The following is a 2,946-nucleotide window of genomic DNA, read 5'->3' on the forward strand; positions in this document are numbered from 1 at the left end:
TCGATCTCGCGCTGGCCCGCGCGGCGCGTTCGATCATCCGCAGGCAGCAGGCGCGCATCGCGACTCGGGGTCCCCGTGATTTTGATGCCGTTTACGGGCGATGAACAAGGTACGCGCGAATTCCTATGAAGCCAGATAGCAAACGTCTTGTGCTGAAATAGAAATATTACATAAACCTTTCGGTTATCCGGTGTCAAAGGAGAGTTGAGGGTTTTATGTCACCGCAGTCATTCAGCCAGTTTCCACAGGAGACTTGTGAATGAAAAGAATTTTGCTGTTCCTCGCCACCAACCTCGCGGTGGTGTTGGTGCTTTCGATAGTAATGAATGTGTTGGGCGTCGGCCGCTTCTTGACCGGGAGCGGGCTCGACTTCAATGCGCTGTTCGTGTTCTCGCTGGTGATCGGCTTCGCCGGTTCCATCATTTCGCTGCTTATCTCCAAACCGATGGCGAAATGGGCAACCGGGGCGCGTGTCATCGATCCGCCGCGCGATTCGACTGAGCAATGGCTGATCGACACTGTACGGGAGCTCGCGCAGCGTGCTCGCATTCGTATGCCGGAAGTCGCCATTTTTGAAGGCGCACCGAACGCGTTCGCCACAGGGGCTTTCAAGAATTCAGCCCTGGTGGCTGTCTCCACCGGATTGCTGCAATCGATGAACAAGGAGGAAGTGGAGGCTGTCCTTGCCCATGAGATTTCGCACGTGAGCAACGGCGACATGGTCACCTTGACGCTCATTCAGGGCGTGGTGAATACCTTCGTGATTTTCTTGGCCCGTGTGGTCGGGTACTTCGTGGACAAGACCTTGTTTCGTACCGAACGCGGTGTCGGTCCCGGGTTCTACATTACCGTTATTGTTTGCGAGATTATTTTCGGCATTCTCGCTTCGGTGATCGTCGCGTACTTCTCGCGCCGGCGCGAGTTCCGCGCTGATGCGGGCTCTGCGCAACTGCTGGCTTCTCCGCGACCGATGATCAATGCGCTGGCCCGCCTGGGTGGACTTGCACCCGGCGAACTTCCGCAATCCTTCAAGGCATCCGGCATCACCGACAAGCCGGGGTGGCTCGGGCTCTTCTCCACGCACCCACCGATCGACAGGCGTATTGCTGTGCTGCAAAGCAGCGGGTAGTCAGTAAAGCAGGGCTGCGCGCGGCATTCCAACATGCGACGTCGACGTTTAGACAGGGGGTGCTCAGGCGCGGGCCGGTATGGGGCTTCCTGTAACGACCACGTGCCACGGCGGGCGGAAGCACCGGCGCGCCCGCAAATTCTCAGCGTATCTAAAGGGAAGGCGTTCATGGACGAGAGCTATCAGATGTCCCTGGTCAAGCGCATCATCCTTGCATTTCTTCTTGGCGGGCTCGTAGTGCTGAGCTACGTAGTGCTGCACCTGTTCCTGGTGCCAGTGGCCTGGGCCACCATCTTTGCCTACGTGACCTGGCCCGCTTATCGCCGCTTGCGCTCGCTTATGCGCGGGAACGCCACCGGCAGCGCGATGCTGATGACGATCATTCTCTCGGTGGCGTTCATTCTGCCGTCAATCTGGCTGATCGTGCTGCTGCGTGACGAACTGACCGCGGCCTACCAGACCGTCGCCAGCTACCTCGCCAATGGGCCGCACAAACTGCCGGAATTGATTGCGCGCGTCCCGTGGCTCGGGCTGTGGCTGCAGGATCTACTGAATCAAGTATCGGCCGATCCGATGGCTTTGCGCGCGCAAATCGCTGAGTGGGGCCGGCAGTGGACCGGGGAGGTCGGCCAGTTAGTCGGCGGCGTGGGTCGCAATGCGACGAAATTGGGTTTTGCCTTGCTGACGCTGTTTTTTATGTACCGGGACGGCGAAAGCGCGTTGGATCAAGTGCGCCGCATACTACGGCGTTTTCTGGGCGATCGCCTGGACGCCTATCTCGCTTCTATCGGCGGAACGACCAAGGCGGTCGTCTACGGGCTCGTGCTGACGGCACTGGCGCAGGGCGCGCTTGCCGGCTTGGGTTACTGGGTTGCCGGAATGCAGGCGCCGGTGTTGCTGGCTGCGTTTACGGTGCTGATCGCGTTGATACCCTTTGGCACGCCGTTCGTATGGGGATCGATCGGTGTATGGCTCCTCGTCACAGGAAAAACGATAGCCGGGGTCGGTCTTTTACTCTGGGGCGCACTGGTCGTTAGCTGGGTGGACAACCTGATTCGTCCGCTCGTGATCAGCAGCGCTACCCGGATACCGTTTCTTCTGGTCGTGTTCGGTGTGTTGGGCGGGCTTGCGGCCTTCGGCCTGGTAGGACTGTTTGTAGGTCCCGTCATCCTGGCGGTCCTGATGGCAGTGTGGCGTGGGTGGCTGGAGGAACAGGCAACCGTGGGCACTGGAACACAAGGCTAGCCCAACGCACTGCTGAAGTGATCAACTGCTTGCTGCAATCACTCACGGCTTGGGCAACGCGGCTAAAGCGAGATTTAGTCACGCTTATGTTCGCCAGTCGCGATCCGGCCACGCCGTTGCTTGCGAAATTTCTCGCATTGGCAACGGTGGCATATGCGTTCAGCCCTGTCGACCTTATTCCCGACTTCATACACGTCCTCGGCATCTGACAGATCTGGTCGTCGTGCCGCCTGGAGTCTGGCTTTGCTTGCGTCTCATCCCGAAGGCTGTCTATCCAAGACAATCGCGGAAAGGCCGAAGGCTGGCTAACTGACAACCGGTAAAGCCAAGAAGCATAGTCGGTCTCGCGACAATTTTGGCTATCTGGGCACTCGGCGCCTGGCTGCTGTGGCGTTGGCTTGCTCGCTGAACTGGTCGCACGCCTCGCACGTTGTGCGACAGCTGACGTAGCAATCGGTTGAATGTCCGGTCAAGCCAGGCGGATTCAACCGGTGGATGCAACACACTGAAGACTGCGCAAGCAGTGGGAGTGTTGCAGATGAAACAGCGACGCCGGATTTACTACAGCGAGA

The 2,946-nt window shown here is 58.8% G+C and carries 3 protein-coding genes; all 3 read left to right on the top strand.

All coding sequences use genetic code 11. The features are described from left to right. Positions 1-259: 259 nt before the first annotated feature. Positions 260-1,129, top strand: coding sequence for a protease HtpX (gene htpX / locus HDG32_RS35855; protein WP_184074564.1), 870 nt, complete (start codon positions 260-262; stop codon positions 1,127-1,129). A 168-nt stretch (positions 1,130-1,297) separates the two neighbouring features. Next, complete coding sequence (locus tag HDG32_RS35860; protein WP_184025568.1) at positions 1,298-2,374, top strand: AI-2E family transporter; 1,077 nt, start codon at positions 1,298-1,300, stop codon at positions 2,372-2,374. 86 nt (positions 2,375-2,460) lie between these two features. Further along, the gene (locus HDG32_RS36955; RefSeq protein WP_260336731.1) at positions 2,461-2,583 is read left to right on the top strand and encodes a YkvA family protein; all 123 of its coding nucleotides are present in this window, start codon (positions 2,461-2,463) and stop codon (positions 2,581-2,583) included. Positions 2,584-2,946 lie beyond the last annotated feature (363 nt).

The sequence above is a fragment of the Paraburkholderia sp. CI2 genome (genome assembly GCF_014201055.1).
In the GTDB taxonomy this organism is placed as follows: Bacteria; Pseudomonadota; Gammaproteobacteria; order Burkholderiales; family Burkholderiaceae; genus Paraburkholderia; species Paraburkholderia tuberum.